The 15,761-nt window shown below is 51.4% G+C and carries 10 protein-coding genes; all 10 read left to right on the forward strand.

Translation table 11 applies throughout. The annotated features are described in order from the left end of the window. Nucleotide 1: 1 nt before the first annotated feature. Nucleotides 2-697, forward strand: a complete 696-nt coding sequence (rplA, locus tag QWY82_RS06385) for a 50S ribosomal protein L1 (protein ID WP_290260721.1) — start codon at nucleotides 2-4, stop codon at nucleotides 695-697. 248 nt (nucleotides 698-945) lie between these two features. Next, nucleotides 946-1,440 (forward strand): 50S ribosomal protein L10, encoded by a 495-nt coding sequence (gene rplJ / locus QWY82_RS06390; RefSeq protein ID WP_290263481.1) that lies wholly within the window; start codon nucleotides 946-948, stop codon nucleotides 1,438-1,440. A 65-nt stretch (nucleotides 1,441-1,505) separates the two neighbouring features. Next, nucleotides 1,506-1,874, forward strand: coding sequence for a 50S ribosomal protein L7/L12 (gene rplL / locus QWY82_RS06395; RefSeq protein WP_290260722.1), 369 nt, complete (start codon nucleotides 1,506-1,508; stop codon nucleotides 1,872-1,874). 247 nt (nucleotides 1,875-2,121) lie between these two features. Continuing rightward, nucleotides 2,122-6,207: a DNA-directed RNA polymerase subunit beta gene (gene rpoB / locus QWY82_RS06400; RefSeq protein ID WP_290260723.1), complete on the forward strand. Its 4,086-nt coding sequence runs from the start codon at nucleotides 2,122-2,124 to the stop codon at nucleotides 6,205-6,207. A gap of 85 nt (nucleotides 6,208-6,292) precedes the next feature. Next, complete coding sequence (gene rpoC / locus QWY82_RS06405) at nucleotides 6,293-10,513, forward strand: DNA-directed RNA polymerase subunit beta' (protein WP_290260724.1); 4,221 nt, start codon at nucleotides 6,293-6,295, stop codon at nucleotides 10,511-10,513. A gap of 191 nt (nucleotides 10,514-10,704) precedes the next feature. Beyond that, nucleotides 10,705-11,076, forward strand: a complete 372-nt coding sequence (gene rpsL / locus QWY82_RS06410) for a 30S ribosomal protein S12 (RefSeq protein WP_290260725.1) — start codon at nucleotides 10,705-10,707, stop codon at nucleotides 11,074-11,076. A 154-nt stretch (nucleotides 11,077-11,230) separates the two neighbouring features. Next, nucleotides 11,231-11,701 (forward strand): 30S ribosomal protein S7, encoded by a 471-nt coding sequence (rpsG, locus tag QWY82_RS06415; protein ID WP_290260726.1) that lies wholly within the window; start codon nucleotides 11,231-11,233, stop codon nucleotides 11,699-11,701. A gap of 77 nt (nucleotides 11,702-11,778) precedes the next feature. Next, nucleotides 11,779-13,896, forward strand: coding sequence for an elongation factor G (fusA, locus tag QWY82_RS06420; protein ID WP_290260727.1), 2,118 nt, complete (start codon nucleotides 11,779-11,781; stop codon nucleotides 13,894-13,896). A gap of 34 nt (nucleotides 13,897-13,930) precedes the next feature. Further along, on the forward strand, nucleotides 13,931-15,127 hold the full coding sequence (gene tuf, locus QWY82_RS06425) for an elongation factor Tu (RefSeq protein WP_290260728.1): 1,197 nt from the start codon (nucleotides 13,931-13,933) through the stop codon (nucleotides 15,125-15,127). A gap of 225 nt (nucleotides 15,128-15,352) precedes the next feature. Beyond that, nucleotides 15,353-15,664 (forward strand): 30S ribosomal protein S10, encoded by a 312-nt coding sequence (gene rpsJ / locus QWY82_RS06430; RefSeq protein ID WP_290260729.1) that lies wholly within the window; start codon nucleotides 15,353-15,355, stop codon nucleotides 15,662-15,664. Nucleotides 15,665-15,761: the final 97 nt, after the last annotated feature.

Here is a 15,761-nt window from a genome sequence, read left to right on the forward strand (position 1 = left end):
GATGGCTAAATTGAGCAAGCGTCAGCGCGCGATTCGTGAAAAAGTTGATTTCACCAAAACTTACGGCATCGCTGATGCGGTAGCGTTGTTGAAAGACGTTTCATCTGTGAAATTTCCAGAGTCTGTGGAAGTTGCGATTAATTTAGGTATCGATCCACGTAAGTCGGATCAGTCTGTACGCGGTGCGACTACCTTGCCACACGGCACTGGTAAGTCCGTACGCGTTGCTGTGTTCACCCAGGGCGCAAACGCAGAAGCAGCTAAAGCAGCTGGTGCTGAGTTTGTTGGTATGGATGAGCTGGCTGCTGAAATTAAAGGCGGCATGATGGATTTCGACGTGGTTATCGCCGATCCAGCGGCTATGCGCGTTGTTGGTCAGTTAGGTCAAGTTTTGGGTCCACGTGGCTTAATGCCTAACCCCAAGACTGGCACCGTAACGCCAGACGTTGTAACTGCTATTAAAAATGCCAAGGCCGGTCAGGTGCGTTTCCGTGCTGAAAAAGGCGGCATCATCCACGGTGGTATCGGCAAGTTGGCGTTTGAAGCCAATGCACTGAAGGAAAACTTAGAAGCCTTGATCAGCGACCTTAAGCGTCTGAAGCCTGCGTCTTCTAAAGGTGTTTACCTGAAACGTATTTCCCTGAGCACCACGATGGGCCCAGGTTTGATTATTGATCAATCAACTTTAGACGTATAAGTCTGAAGTTAAACAGAACTTTGGGGGCCGGCTTTGCCGGTCTGTCAAAGACCGTAGGTAAGCAAGTTTCGGCTTGCTTTCAATAGCGCTAAAGAGCGAAAGCTTGGCGGCAAAACCTACGCAGATGGTGGCCCAATTCAGTATTTACTGGATTTGAAACACCGAAAAACGCAACGTTAGTCTATAAGTAGTGGCTATTTGTTGTTTTGTTAATGATTAGCTTTGCTAATCAAATCCAGGAGAAGATCGTGGCACTAGGACTTGAAGACAAAAAAGCGATTGTCGCTGAAGTCCAGGAAGCTGCTAAAAGCGCTCTCTCTGCTGTTGTTGCCGATGCACGCGGTGTAACCGTGTCTAGCATGACAGCGCTGCGTAAAGAAGCTCGTGATAATGGCGTATGGCTTAAAGTCGTACGTAATACACTAGCTCGCCGCGCAGTAGAGGGTACTGACTTTGCGTGTCTTAACGACGCGTTAGTTGGTCCGTCTTTGATTGCATTCTCAACCGAGCACCCAGGTGCCGGCGCGCGAATTCTTAGTGAATTTGCCAAGAGCAATCCAAAGTTGGAACTGAAGTCAGCGTCTTTCGAAGGTGGTTTGGTTGATATCGCGCTGTTGGCAAGCTTGCCGACATACGATGAAGCCATCGCCAAGTTGATGAGCGTAATGAAAGAAGCAGCTGCTGGTAAATTGGTTCGCACTATTGCGGCTATCCGTGACCAGAAAGAGCAAGCGGCAGCTTAATCCGTCGGATTATCTGTTCGTAAATTTATTTCGAGCGCAAGCTCACATAATGTAGGAATTGAGTCATGTCTCTGACTAAAGACGATATCATCAATGCAGTTGCCGCAATGTCTGTTACCGACGTTGTTGAACTGATCACTGCTATGGAAGAGAAGTTCGGCGTTTCTGCTGCTGCAGCTGTTGCTGTTGCTGGCGGTGCTGGTGCTGCTGCTGAAGAAGAAAAGACCGAGTTCGACGTTGTTCTGACTGCCGCTGGCGACAAGAAAGTTAACGTGATCAAGGCTGTTCGTGGCATCACCGGTCTGGGCTTGAAAGAAGCCAAAGACTTGGTTGACGGCGCACCAAAAACTCTGAAAGAAGGCGTGTCTAAGGCTGAAGCCGAAGCTGCTAAGAAAGAGTTAGAAGAAGCTGGTGCTTCTGTAGAGCTGAAGTAATTCAGGTTTACTGTGAAAAGGGTCAGTAGTTAATACTGGCTTGGGCTGGCGGGGCGAAAATCCCGCCGGCCTTTTTCCGTTTGCGGTCGACGCTAATGACCGAAGCGTGATGTTCGAAGTGGAAGCTTCTTATAGTTCATGCGCACAGCAAGACGCTGATGAAACCGTAGCAATGAAGTGCTTTACAAAGTGCTTCTAGGCTCAGAGATTCCAAAAGCCCAATTCGTGAACAAGCTGGGGAATACTGATGGCTTACTCATATACTGAGAAAAAACGTATCCGCAAGGACTTCGGCAAACTGCCGAGTGTAATGGATGTACCTTACCTCCTGGCGATTCAGTTGGACTCCTACAGAAAGTTTACCCAGGCAGATGCTTCTGCCGATGCGCGCACAGATTTTGGTCTGCACGCTGCATTTAAGTCGGTATTCCCTATTGTGAGTTATTCCGGGAACGCAGCCCTGGAATATGTTAGCTATGCCTTAGGCAAAGCGGCATTTGACGTGAATGAATGTATTTTGCGCGGCGTAACCTACGCAGCTCCTTTGCGCGTAAAAGTTCGATTGATTATTTACGATAAAGAATCTGCGAATAAATCCATTAAGGATATTAAAGAACAAGAAGTCTACATGGGTGAAATTCCGCTCATGACAGACAACGGTACCTTTGTTATCAATGGTACTGAGCGAGTGATCGTATCTCAGTTGCATCGCTCGCCTGGCGTTTTCTTCGATCACGACAAGGGTAAAACTCACTCCTCCGGTAAGCTGCTGTTTACTGCGCGCGTGATTCCTTACCGCGGCTCGTGGTTGGATTTCGAATTCGATCCGAAAGATCTCGTGTTCGTCCGTATTGACCGTCGTCGCAAGCTGCCCGCGACTATTTTGTTGCGTGCGCTCGGCTTTACCTCAGAGCAAATGCTCGACATGTTCTTCGATACCAGCAAGTTTGCTATCAATAAGGATGGCGAGTTTGTGTTGGAGTTGGTGCCTTCCCGCCTACGTGGCGATGTGGCAACTTTCGACATTAAGGACAAGAAAGGTAAGGTGCTGATCGAAGAAGGGCGTCGTATTACTGCGCGTCATATTCGCGACATTGAGAAAGCTGGCATCACGGATCTCGTTGTACCTAACAGCTACCTCGTTGGTAAAGCCTTGGCGAAAGACATCGTCGATGAGAAAACCGGCGAGCTGCTGCTTGAGTGTAATACCGAAATCACTGATGAAGTGTTGGAGACGTTGCGCGAAGCCAATGTCAATAACATTGAAACCTTGTACACCAACGATATCGATTGCGGTCCTTTCGTATCTGACACCTTGCGCGTAGATCCTACCCGCTCGCCGCTGGAAGCATTGGTAGAAATCTATCGCATGATGCGTCCTGGTGAGCCACCAACAAAAGAATCTGCAGAAACTCTGTTCCAGAATTTATTCTTCAGCCAAGAGCGCTACGATCTTTCTGCGGTTGGTCGCATGAAGTTCAATCGCCGCTTGAGCCGCGAAGATGAAACGGGTGAAGGCGTATTGTCAAACGACGACATCGTCGACGTTATGCGCACCCTCATTGCCATTCGCAACGGCCAAGGTGTCGTCGATGATATCGATCACTTAGGCAACCGTCGCGTTCGCTCTGTAGGTGAAATGGCTGAAAACCAATTCCGTGTTGGTTTGGTTCGGGTTGAGCGCGCTGTTAAAGAGCGCTTGTCCATGGCCGAAAGCGAAGGCTTGATGCCGCAGGATTTGATTAACGCTAAGCCAGTGGCTGCCGCGGTGAAAGAATTCTTCGGCTCGTCGCAGCTGTCGCAGTTTATGGATCAAAACAACCCGCTGTCTGAAGTGACGCACAAGCGTCGCGTTTCAGCCTTAGGCCCAGGCGGTCTGACGCGCGAGCGCGCTGGCTTCGAAGTGCGTGACGTGCACCCGACTCACTACGGCCGCGTATGTCCCATCGAAACACCGGAAGGTCCGAACATTGGTTTGATCAACTCATTGGCGACTTATGCTCGCACTAACGATTACGGCTTCCTCGAGAGCCCGTATCGCAAAGTGAAAGATGGCCAAGTGACGGATGAAATTGAATATCTGTCTGCTATTAACGAAGCCGAGCAAGTTATTGCCCAGGCCTCTGCCGTGGTAGATAAGAATGGCAAGCTAACTGAAGAGTTGGTTTCCGTTCGTTATTCGAATGAATTCACCTTGAAAGGCCCGGGCGATGTGACCTACATGGACGTGAGTCCGCGTCAGGTTGTATCTGTTGCCGCGTCATTGATTCCATTCTTAGAACACGATGACGCCAACCGTGCATTGATGGGTTCAAACATGCAGCGTCAAGCTGTACCAACACTGAAAGCTGAAAAGCCTTTAGTGGGTACGGGTATGGAGCGTCACGTAGCTGTCGACTCCGGCGTGTGTGTGGTTGCTAAGCGCGGTGGTGTGGTCGATCGCGTCGATGCCTCGCGCATCGTGATTAAAGTGAATGACGGTGAAGTGGATACCGGTGATGCGGGTGTGGATATTTATAACCTCACCAAGTACACCCGGTCGAACCAAAACACCTGTATTAACCAGCGCGCCATTGTAAAAACTGGTGATGTTATCGCCCGTGGCGATGTGCTGGCCGATGGTCCCTCTGTGGACATGGGCGAGTTGGCGCTGGGTCAAAACATGCGCATCGCGTTCATGCCTTGGAATGGTTACAACTTCGAAGATTCCATCTTGGTTTCTGAGCGGGTTGTACAGGAAGATCGTTTCACCACGATCCACATTCAAGAGCTGACCTGTATCGCGCGCGATACCAAATTAGGTAGTGAAGAAATCACCGCCGATATTCCAAACGTAGGCGAAAGTGCGCTGGCGAAACTGGATGAATCGGGCATCGTTTACATCGGTGCCGAAGTGGGTGCTGGCGACATTCTGGTAGGCAAGGTTACACCTAAAGGTGAGACCCAGCTGACACCAGAAGAGAAGCTGCTGCGTGCCATCTTCGGTGAAAAAGCTTCCGATGTTAAAGATACGTCTTTACGCGTTGGCACCGGTACCCGCGGTACCGTTATCGACGTCCAGGTGTTTACCCGCGACGGTATCGAGAAAGATCAGCGCTCTAGAGAGATCGAAAAATCTCAGCTAGATAAAGTGCGCAAGGATCTGAACGAAGAATACCGCATCATGGAAAATGCCACCTTCGAGCGTCTGCGTGCAGCGCTTGTGGGTCAAAAAGTTTCCTCAGGTAAAAATGTTAAGAAGGGCGAAGTGCTCACCGATGACATTTTGAATGAGTTGCCCTATGAGCAGTGGTACAAACTGCGCATGGCAGAAGATGCATTGAACGAGCAGTTGGATGCCGCTGAGGCTGGTTTGATTGAGCGTCGCAAGATTCTCGACGAGCGTTTCGAAGATAAGAAGCGCAAGTTGGAAACTGGCGATGACTTGTCTCCAGGCGTGCTGAAGATCGTTAAGGTTTACTTGGCGATCAAGCGTCGTATCCAGCCTGGCGATAAGATGGCCGGTCGTCACGGTAACAAGGGTGTTATCTCCGTCATTATGCCGGTAGAAGATATGCCCTATGACGAGTTTGGTCAGCCGGTTGATATCGTGCTTAACCCGCTCGGCGTACCATCGCGGATGAACGTTGGCCAGGTGTTGGAAATGCACTTGGGTATGGCGGCCAAAGGCTTGGGCGACAAGATCAACGTGATGCTCGAAGAGCAGCGCAAGATTGCCGATATCCGCAAGTTCTTAGACGAGGTGTACAACAAAACTGGCGATGCATTGGCGAAGGCCGATCTCACCAAGTTCACCGACGAAGAAGTACTTGAGTTAGCCAGCAATCTGCGCAACGGCGTGCCCATGGCAACGCCAGTGTTCGACGGTGCTAAAGAAACTGAAATTAAAGCGCTGCTACGTTTGGCAGACCTTTCTGACACAGGTCAGGTTCAGTTGTATGACGGTCGCTCCGGTGATCCGTTCCAGCGTCATACTACCGTTGGTTACATGTACATGCTCAAGTTGAACCACTTGGTTGACGACAAGATGCATGCGCGTTCTACCGGTTCTTACAGCTTGGTTACTCAGCAGCCGCTGGGTGGTAAAGCGCAGTTCGGTGGTCAGCGTTTCGGTGAGATGGAAGTGTGGGCGTTAGAGGCATACGGTGCCGCTTACACCCTACAGGAAATGCTCACTGTTAAGTCTGATGACGTGAATGGCCGTACCAAGATGTATAAGAACATCGTAGATGGCGATCACAGAATGGAACCTGGCATGCCCGAATCTTTCAACGTGTTGGTGAAAGAGATTCGGTCACTGGGTATTAACATGGAATTGGAACACGATTCTTAATCCATTGTTTGCATGACATCGAAGGGCGGGAGCGTTGCTCCCGCTGGCACACCCGGAGCTATTTAAGCCCATTGGAGGAAGCGCCTTGAAAGACTTACTTAATCTGCTGAAGTCCCAGGGACAGGTTGAAGAATTTGACGCGATTCGTATTGGTTTGGCATCGCCAGACATGATTCGCTCTTGGTCATTTGGCGAAGTTAAAAAGCCAGAGACAATCAACTACCGCACGTTCAAGCCTGAGCGTGAAGGTTTATTCTGCGCCAAAATTTTTGGCCCAGTAAAAGATTACGAATGTTTATGCGGCAAGTATAAGCGCATGAAGCATCGCGGCATCATTTGTGAAAAATGTGGCGTAGAAGTGACCTTGGCCAAAGTGCGTCGCGAGCGCATGGGTCACATCGAGCTCGCCTCGCCCGTTGCTCACATTTGGTTCTTGAAGTCACTGCCAAGCCGTATCGGTTTGTTGCTGGATATGACCCTGCGCGATATCGAGCGGGTGTTGTATTTTGAATCTTATGTAGTGACCGACCCAGGCATGACCACGCTAGAGTTAGGTCAGTTGCTGAACGACGAACAGTACTTTGAAGCCATGGAAGAGTTTGGCGACGAGTTCGAAGCCAGCATGGGTGCGGAAGCTATTCAGAAATTGATGGCGGATATTCATCTCGAGCAGGAAATTCAATTCTTGCGCGAAGAAATTCCAAACACCAATTCTGAAACCAAAATTAAGAAGTACTCCAAGCGCTTGAAGTTGCTTGAGGCTTTCTTCGGCTCGGGCAATAAGCCTGAGTGGATGGTGCTGGAAGCGCTGCCCGTGTTACCGCCAGATTTGCGTCCGTTGGTGCCGCTGGACGGTGGCCGTTTTGCCACCTCCGATCTGAACGATTTGTACCGCCGCGTAATCAACCGTAACAACCGCTTGAAGCGTTTGTTGGATTTGTCTGCGCCAGACATTATCGTGCGCAACGAAAAGCGTATGCTGCAGGAAGCTGTGGATGCGTTGCTGGATAACGGTCGTCGCGGTCGCGCCATCACCGGTTCAAACAAGCGTCCTTTGAAGTCACTGGCTGACATGATCAAAGGTAAGCAGGGTCGTTTCCGTCAGAACTTGCTCGGTAAGCGTGTTGATTACTCCGGTCGTTCTGTGATCGTGGTAGGTCCAACCCTGCGCTTACACCAGTGTGGTCTGCCGAAGAAAATGGCATTGGAGTTGTTCAAGCCGTTCATTTTCAGCAAGCTGGAACTGAAAGGTTTGGCCACCACCATTAAAGCTGCAAAGAAAATGGTTGAGCGCGAAGAGCCCGTGGTTTGGGATATCCTCGACGACGTGATTCGCGAACACCCGGTGTTGTTAAACCGTGCGCCAACACTTCACCGCTTGGGTATTCAGGCGTTCGAGCCAGTGTTGATTGAAGGTAAAGCCATTCAGTTACACCCACTCGTTTGTGCGGCTTACAACGCCGACTTCGACGGCGACCAGATGGCTGTACACGTTCCACTGACCATTGAAGCTCAGTTGGAAGCGCGCGCGTTGATGATGTCGACCAACAACATTCTGTCGCCAGCTAACGGTGAGCCAATCATCGTGCCGTCGCAGGACGTGGTATTGGGTCTCTACTGGATGACCCGCGAGCGCATCAATGCCAAGGGTGAAGGCATGGCTTTCGCGGATATCAAAGAAGTTAACCGCGCCTATCACGGTAAAATTGCCGAGCTGCAAGCGAAAATTAAAGTCCGCGTAAATCAAGTGACTTTTGGCGAGCAAGGCGAGCGTATCGAAGTGTCGAAAGTTGTCGATACGACCGTGGGTCGTGTGCTGCTTTGGGAAATCGCGCCAGAGGGTATTCCCTTTGACATGGTTAACAAGAACATGGTGAAAAAGGCAATCTCTGCCTTGATCAACTACTGCTACCGCCAGGTTGGTTTGAAGTCCACGGTTATTTTCGCCGACCAGTTGATGTACATGGGTTACGAGTACTCAACGAAGTCCGGTTCGTCTATCGGTGTGAATGATTTCGCTATTCCCGATGCGAAGGCGAAGATTGTTGAGCGCGCCGAAAATGACGTGAAAGAAATTGAGAGCCAGTTTGCTGCCGGTCTGGTTACCCAGGGCGAAAAGTACAACAAAGTGATCGATATCTGGTCGCGCGCTAACGATTTAGTGGCTAAGTCCATGATGGAAGGCATCAGCAAAGAAGCTGTGATCAACCGCGATGGCAAAGAAGAAATGCAAGACAGCTTCAACTCCGTGTACATGTACGCCGACTCAGGTGCGCGTGGTTCGCCAGCGCAGATTCGTCAGCTGGCCGGTATGCGTGGTTTGATGGCCCGTCCCGATGGCTCGATCATCGAAACGCCTATTACCGCAAACTTCCGCGAAGGCTTGAACGTACTTCAGTACTTCATCTCGACGCACGGTGCGCGTAAAGGTTTGGCGGATACCGCATTGAAGACAGCGAACTCCGGTTACTTGACCCGTCGCTTGGTCGACGTGGCGCAAGACGTTGTTGTGACCGAAGTCGATTGTGGTACCGACGAAGGCTTGACGATGTCACCGGTAATCGAGGGTGGTGACATCATCGATTCTTTGGGTGATCGTATTCTTGGTCGTGTTATCGCGCGCGATGTGGTGCGTCCAGATTCAGATGAAATTTTGATTCCTGCCGGCACTATCATCGATGAAGAGTGGGTCAAGCGCGTAGAGAAGATGGGTATCGACGAAGTTGTTGTTCGCTCGCCAATCTCTTGTGAGACCCGCCAAGGTATCTGTGCTCAGTGTTATGGTCGCGATTTGGCCCGTGGCCATCGCGCCAACATGGGTGAGTCTATTGGTGTTATTGCCGCTCAGTCGATCGGTGAACCCGGTACTCAGCTGACCATGCGTACCTTCCACATCGGTGGTGCGGCGTCGCGAGCTTCTGCCGCCGACAGCGTTAGCGTTAAGCAGGAAGGTACGATTCGCCTGCACAACATCAAAGTGGTTAGCCGTCCCGACGGTCACTTGGTGGCAGTTTCTCGTTCCGGTGAGCTGGCAGTTGCCGACGGCAATGGCCGCGAGCGCGAGCGCTACAAGATTCCATACGGCGCCTTGATTACCGTTAAAGAAGGCGAGGCCGTTGACGGTGGTCAAATCGTTGCCAAGTGGGACCCGCACGTTCACCCCATCGTCACCGAAGTGGCGGGTCAGGTAGCTTTCTCCGGTATGGAAGAAGGTCTGTCTGTGCGTCGTCAAACAGACGAATTGACCGGTCTGTCATCGATCGAGATTATTGATCCGGCCGAGCGTCCCGCTGCTGGTAAAGATTTGAAGCCGGCGATCACCTTGATCGACGAAAAGGGCGACGAGCTTTACTTGCCCAATACCAATGTGCCCGCGCACTACGCGCTGCCGCCTAAGTCTATTTTGTCGATCAGCAATGGCGATAAGATTGTGGTGGGTGACATTCTTGCGCGTATCCCGCAAGAGGGCTCGAAGACGCGCGATATTACCGGTGGTCTGCCACGCGTTGCCGACCTGTTCGAAGCGCGTAAGCCGAAAGAGCCGTCAATTTTGGCGGAAATCTCCGGTACCGTTAGCTTCGGTAAGGAAACTAAGGGCAAGCGTCGCTTGGTGATTACCCCGAGCGATGGCCAGCCGCTGCCAGACGGTTCGACTCACTACGAAGTGCTGATTCCTAAGCACCGTCAGTTAACCGTGTTCGAAGGTGAGCAGGTAGCCCGTGGTGAAGTTGTGTCGGACGGCCCGAGCAATCCGCACGATATTTTGCGCCTCAAGGGTGTAGAGGCCTTGGCTCGTTACATTACTAACGAAATCCAAGACGTTTACCGCTTACAGGGTGTGAAGATTAACGATAAGCACATTGAAACCATTTGCCGCCAGATGTTGCGCAAGGTTGAGATCACCACCATGGGTGACTCTAGCTTCGTTAAAGGCGAGCAAGCGGAGTTCCATAAAGTGCTGGAAGAGAACGAGCGCTTGCGCGCCGAAGGTAAGCAGCCTGCCACTTACGAGCGTCAGTTGCTGGGTATTACCAAGGCGTCCTTGGCCACCGAATCCTTCATCTCTGCGGCTTCCTTCCAGGAAACCACGCGCGTATTGACCGAGGCTGCCGTAACTGGCAAGCGCGATGATCTACGCGGCTTGAAAGAGAACGTGGTCGTGGGTCGTTTGATTCCAGCCGGTACCGGCTTGGCCTATCACAACGAGCGTCGCCGCGTGCGCGAAATCGGTCCGAGTGAGGGTGGTGTGAGTGCTGCGGAAGTAGAAGCAGCCTTGACCGAAGCTCTGAAATCCAGCGCTAGCTGAGTATTAGGGTAAAAAACATGTGAGATGACTGCAGCCAAGGCAACTTGGGTGTTTTTTCATCTTGACTGGGGTGGGAGGCGTCCTTACAATGCGCCTCCCACTTTTTCTGAGTGGGGCAGGCGCTTGCCTGCACTTTTAACTGCGTTATCCGACTTTTGGGTAGCGAAAACTAGTTTGTGGAGTTTATTTTCATGGCAACGATCAACCAGTTGGTTCGTAAGCCGAGAAAACGTAAGGTTGTTAAAAGCGACGTTCCTGCATTGCAAGCCAATCCGCAGAAACGTGGCGTTTGTACCCGCGTTTACACCACTACACCAAAGAAGCCAAACTCAGCTTTGCGTAAGGTCTGCCGTGTGCGCCTAACCAATGGCTTTGAAGTAACTTCTTACATCGGTGGTGAAGGGCACAACCTGCAAGAGCATAGCGTGGTGCTAATCCGTGGCGGTCGTGTAAAAGACTTGCCAGGTGTGCGTTACCACACAGTGCGTGGCTCTTTGGATACCGCTGGCGTGAAAGATCGCAAGCAGCGTCGTTCCAAGTACGGAGTCAAGCGTCCTAAGTAATCGCAAGATTTCTGAAGACATACGTTTTCGGTTGAACCGAGTAAGGCTAAGCGCGCTTGCCCCGCTGAAGAGATTGGAAGTTCCGACTTTTAGGACCTTTGAGCAGCGGTAAGAGCGGAGTCTTAGAAAAACCTAAAGATAGAGGCGATTTAAAATGCCAAGAAGACGCGTCGTCGCAAAACGCGAAGTCTTACCAGATCCTAAGTTTGGTAACACAACGCTGGCGAAATTTATGAACCACGTGATGGTCAGTGGTAAGAAGTCGGTCGCAGAGCGCATTGTTTATGGTGCCCTCGAAGTTGTTCAGACAAAACTGAACCGCGATCCGTTAGAAGTGTTCGATGAAGCTCTCGAAGCCATCGCGCCCATGGTAGAAGTTAAGTCCCGCCGTGTTGGTGGTGCTACTTACCAGGTGCCCGTTGAAGTTCGTCCAGCTCGTCGTGCAGCGCTAGCTATGCGCTGGCTGGTAGATTACTCACGCAATCGCGGTGAGAAGTCTATGGCCCAGCGTTTAGCCGGTGAATTGATTGACGCCTCACAGGGCAAAGGTGCTGCTGTGAAGAAGCGTGAAGATGTTCACCGTATGGCAGAAGCGAACAAGGCATTCAGCCACTACCGTTTCTAAGCGCCATGCTTTGATGCTAAAAGGCAGCTTCGGCTGCCTTTTAGTGTTAATAACGTTTGTTTTTTCGGGAGTCTTTTGTGGCACGTAAAACACCCATCTCACGCTACCGCAATATTGGTATTTGTGCGCATGTTGATGCGGGTAAAACCACGACTACCGAGCGCGTTCTGTTCTACACAGGTCTATCCCACAAGATTGGCGAGGTGCACCACGGTGCGGCCACCATGGACTGGATGGAGCAAGAGCAAGAGCGTGGTATTACCATTACATCCGCCGCTACCACCTGTTTCTGGCGTGGTATGGATGCTCAATTCGAAGAGCATCGCGTCAATATTATCGATACCCCGGGGCACGTGGACTTCACCATTGAGGTGGAGCGTTCATTGCGTGTGCTGGATGGTGCTGTCGTCGTTCTCTGTGGTTCCTCTGGGGTTCAGCCTCAGACCGAAACCGTGTGGCGGCAGGCCAACAAATACGAAGTTCCGCGCATGGTGTTCGTCAATAAGATGGACCGCACCGGCGCCGACTTTATGCGCGTGGTTAATCAGCTAAAGACGCGCTTGGGTGCCAACCCAGTGCCGTTACAGATGACCATTGGCGCCGAAGAAAATTTCCAAGGTGTAGTAGACCTGATCAAAATGAAGGCGATTCGCTGGAGTGAAGAAGATCAGGGTATGACCTTCGCCTACGAGCCTATCCCGGCCGATATGCAGGATGTTTGCGCGACCATGCGCGAGCAGTTGGTCGAGGCTGCCGCCGAAGCCACCGAAGAGTTGATGGATAAGTATCTCGAGGGCGGCGAGCTCACCGAAGCCGAAATCAAGTCAGCCTTGCGCAAGCGCACCCTTGCTGGAGAGATTATTCCCGTGCTGGGTGGCTCCGCCTTTAAGAACAAGGGTGTGCAAGCGGTTTTGGATGCTGTGGTTGAGTACTTACCGTCGCCTACGGAAGTAAAGGCTATCGACGGCGTGCTCGATGATGGCGAAACCCATGCGATTCGCGAGGCTGATGATGACGCGCCTTTCTCTGCATTGGCCTTTAAAATTGCTACCGACCCTTTCGTCGGCACGTTGACCTTCTTCCGGGTTTACTCGGGCAAGTTGGCCCAAGGCGATCAGATTTTCAATGCCGTTAAAGGCAAGAAGGAGCGGGTTGGGCGCATGGTGCAAATGCATGCCAACAACCGGCAAGAAATTAAAGAAGTCTGGGCCGGCGATATTGCCGCCGGCATCGGCTTTAAAGATGTCACCACGGGCGACACCCTGTGCGATATCAACCATGTTATTACGCTTGAGCGCATGGAGTTCCCGGAGCCGGTTATTTCGGTGGCGGTAGAGCCCAAGTCGCAAGCGGATCAGGAAAAGATGGGCGTGGCGCTGGGCAAGCTGGCGCAGGAAGATCCGTCGTTCCGCGTTCACACGGATAAGGAGACAGGTCAGACCATTATCTCCGGCATGGGTGAATTGCATTTAGATATCATTGTTGACCGTATGCGCCGTGAATTCAGCGTTGAGGCCAATATTGGTAAGCCACAAGTTGCTTACCGCGAAAAGATCACAAACACCTGCGAGATCGAAGGTAAGTTTGTGCGTCAATCGGGTGGCCGTGGTCAGTATGGTCACTGCTGGATCAAGTTTGAGCCAGCAGAGGATGCCAACGCTGAAAAAGTGGAGTTCGTAAGCGAGGTTGTGGGTGGTGTTATTCCCAAGGAATACATTCCGGCAATCGGCAAGGGTATTGAAGAGCAATCTAAGAACGGTGTTCTGGGTGGCTATCCGTTGCTGGGCTTAAAGGCTACCGTTTACGATGGTTCCTTTCACGATGTCGACTCCAACGAAATGGCGTTCAAAATCGCCGCGTCCATGGCTACTAAGCAATTGGCGCAATTTGGCGGTGCGGTTCTGCTTGAACCAACTATGAAGGTTGAGGTGGTAACGCCAGAAGAGAATATGGGTGATGTGGTCGGTGACTTAAATCGTCGCCGGGGTCTGATCCAGGGTATGGAAGATACCCCGTCAGGCAAGATCGTTAATGCTGAGGTGCCGCTGGCCGAGATGTTCGGTTATGCGACTGCATTGCGCTCTGCAACCCAGGGTCGTGCAACTTACTCCATGGAGTTCTTGCACTACGCTGAGGCACCTTCTAACGTCGCGCAGGAAATCATTGCCAAGAGCAGGGTTGCTAGCGATTACTAATCGAATCAAATTCACGTATTTGAGGTTTTAAAAAATGGCTAAGGCTAAGTTTGAACGTAACAAGCCCCACGTAAACGTGGGCACCATTGGTCACGTTGACCATGGTAAAACTACCCTGACAGCAGCTCTGACTCGCGTATGTGCGGAAGTGTGGGGCAGTGGTGCAGCGGTTGCATTTGATGGTATCGACTCGGCGCCAGAAGAGCGCGAGCGCGGCATCACCATTTCTGCGGCACACGTAGAATATGATTCGCCTATCCGTCACTACGCGCACGTTGACTGCCCAGGCCACGCCGACTATGTGAAAAACATGATCACCGGTGCTGCCCAGATGGACGGTGCGATTCTGGTATGTTCTGCCGCTGATGGCCCAATGCCACAGACGCGCGAGCACATCCTGTTGTCGCGTCAGGTAGGTGTACCTTACATCGTTGTATTCCTGAACAAGGCCGACATGGTTGACGATGCCGAGCTGTTAGAGTTGGTTGAAATGGAAGTTCGCGAGCTGTTGAGCCAGTACGAATTCCCAGGCGACGATACCCCAATCATCATCGGTTCTGCGCTGATGGCGTTGAACGGTACCGATGACAACGAAATGGGTACCACCGCTGTTAAGAAGCTGGTTGAAACCCTGGACTCTTACATTCCAGAGCCCGAGCGTGCTATCGACGGTGCTTTCTTGATGCCAATCGAAGACGTGTTCTCTATCTCTGGTCGCGGTACTGTTGTGACCGGTCGTATTGAGCGCGGTATTGTTAAAGTGGGCGAAGAAATCGAGATCGTTGGTCTGCGCGATACCACCAAGACTACCTGTACTGGTGTTGAAATGTTCCGCAAGCTGCTCGACGAAGGTCGTGCGGGTGAGAACGTAGGTGTTCTGTTGCGCGGTACTAAGCGCGATGACGTTGAGCGTGGCCAGGTGTTGTCTAAGCCAGGTGCGATCAAGCCGCACACCAAGTTCCAGTCAGAAGTGTACGTATTGTCGAAAGATGAAGGTGGTCGTCACACGCCATTCTTCAAAGGCTACCGTCCACAGTTCTACTTCCGTACTACCGACGTAACTGGCGCTTGTGAGCTGCCAGAGGGCGTTGAGATGGTAATGCCAGGTGATAACGTGCAAATGGAAGTCACCTTGATTCACCCAATCGCGATGGAAGACGGCTTGCGCTTCGCCATCCGTGAAGGTGGTCGTACCGTTGGTGCGGGTGTTGTTGCTAAGATCATCGAGTAATCGTTGAAAATATTTTCAGTGTTTTGTTGCTGAATTGTTAGCCGCCCCGAAAATTTGGGGCGGTTTTCACCGTTAAGCTCTTGTTTTAAAAGTCTTTTTCTCTGGAAAAGGAAGTTTTCTTCATTTGCTTGACAGTAGGGGTCTTCGCCCTTAATATTGCGCCTCCGTTTTTCAGGGATTTCCCCTGGCGGATTGTTCTTTATAGTATTTTGGAGTTTGGTTCAGATGCAGAGTCAGCGCATTCGCATTCGCCTGAAAGCTTTCGATCACAAGTTGATTGATGCTTCTACACAGGAAATCGTCGAGACAGCAAAGCGTACAGGTGCCCAAGTGCGTGGTCCGATTCCGCTGCCTACTCGTCGAGAGCGTTTCACTATTCTGGTTTCACCGCATGTTAACAAAGATGCGCGTGACCAGTACGAAATCCGCACACATAAGCGTTTGTTGGATATTGTAGAGCCTACAGAAAAGACTGTAGACGCCCTTATGAAGCTGGACCTAGCTGCTGGTGTCGAAGTTCAAATTAGTCTCGGATAAATAACATTTTGCTGCCTACCCGCGCGAGTGAGTAGGTGTGTGTAACGCTCTGAAATGGGCGGCCATAGCGGGTAAAAGCCCCGTACACCATAGAGGT

It is taken from the genome of Simiduia curdlanivorans (genome assembly GCF_030409605.1).
In the GTDB taxonomy this organism is placed as follows: domain Bacteria; phylum Pseudomonadota; class Gammaproteobacteria; order Pseudomonadales; family Cellvibrionaceae; genus Simiduia; species Simiduia curdlanivorans.